The sequence below is a fragment of the Acinetobacter sp. RF14B genome, from assembly GCF_006864105.1.
GTDB classification, from domain to species: Bacteria; Pseudomonadota; Gammaproteobacteria; order Pseudomonadales; family Moraxellaceae; genus Acinetobacter; species Acinetobacter lwoffii_C.
Window position 1 is genome coordinate 1 of record NZ_SMTB01000187.1, and the last position, 1,418, is coordinate 1,418.

Annotated in this window: 2 protein-coding genes; both read right to left on the bottom strand. The window is 49.4% G+C overall.

Translation table 11 applies throughout. The features are described from left to right. A partial coding sequence (locus E2K52_RS14395; RefSeq protein ID WP_151205680.1) for an AAA family ATPase occupies positions 1–730 on the bottom strand: 730 nt, incomplete at its 3' end. A gap of 71 nt (positions 731–801) precedes the next feature. Further along, positions 802–1,418 (bottom strand): PD-(D/E)XK nuclease family protein (locus E2K52_RS14400; protein WP_171478881.1); only part of this gene is annotated, 617 nt, incomplete at its 5' end.

Sequence of the window (1,418 nt, forward strand, 5' to 3'; positions counted from 1 at the left end):
CATCCACCACAATCACATCATAAGGCAAAGGCTGTCTGGCATGAAAACGCGGCTGGCCCTGATGTCCAAGCCCGAGCAGGCGGTGCAAGGTAACAGGTTGTTCCTGTTTCAATGCTGCCAGATCAAATTGCTTTAGGGCTTCACTCTGTAGGGCGTTTTGCAAGGCTTCCTTCATACGCTGTGCTGCTTTTCCAGTCGGAGCCGCCATGGCAATCCGGATATCTGGAAGAGTTTCGTGCAAGACCGCAATAATATGCGCCAAAGTATAAGTTTTTCCGGTTCCCGGCCCCCCGGTGATAATGCTCAGCGCCTGCTGAGCCACCATTTCTAGAGCTTTTTGTTGCTGGGGATCCGTTAAGAGCTTACGCTCACACGCAGTTAAGGCCAGTGCCGGAACAGCCTGCAGCTTGATTCTGGCAATATGAGCAGCGACAGACTGCTCCAGCTGCCAGTAACGGTACAGATACAACGACTGGTTTTCAAAAACAAAAGGCGCAGCGCCTGTAGCAGAGGATTCACACTGCCAGACCAGATGCTGTAAGGACGCTACCTGCTCAATGCTCGCTGGTATACAGCTGTTCCCTTCCTGCATGGCATCCAGCACCTGTTGAATGAGCTGTTTCGCAGTTTCTTCCAGTGGTGCCGGGCTAAAAGGGGGCTGACATAGATAGTCAATCCATCCCCTCAAAGAAGAGACTGGCTGCGACACGTGAATCTGCTCATTTTCCACACAGTTATCCTCAAAGTTATCCACAGGCCAATTTTCTGTTTAGGCTGTATAAATTTTCCAAAATCTCTACCTTAAGCCCGTTTTTGCTGTTCAAAGTAACCCAGAATTTGATCCAGTTTTAACAGGAATTCTATGTCCGGCTGCCAATGATAAGCTCCCTGTCCGGCCTGACCATTCATTCCTCGCAGATACAGATAAGTCGCTCCGCCGAGATGCTGCTGTATAGCATAATCCTGCATATTGGCTGACAGATAACGATGCAACGCCACCAGATATAAAGCGGCCTGCAACCAGTAACTGGACTGGCTCATATTCTGCTGAATGGCTTCTGCCGCGTAATGTTGCTGGTCTGGCCCCAGAAAGTTACTTTTATAGTCCGCAATATGATAACGCTGGCCATCAAAATACACCAAGTCAATTGAGCCGGTCAGATAGCGGGCCGATTTGGCCTCATTGAACTCGCTCATGACAATGCCCTGTTCGGCAAACAGCTGATGAATCTGGCGGATTTGCAAGGGTGCATCGGTCAAGGAAAGATAAAATGGAAATTCTGACAAATACGCCTTTGCCTGCAACTGCTCCAAGGCAAAATCAGCCTGTAGGGGGGTCGACAGGATTTCCTTAACCCAACCATGCATCAGATTCAGTACCATATCTTCCAGAACTTCCTCCATCAAGGCATGAAAGG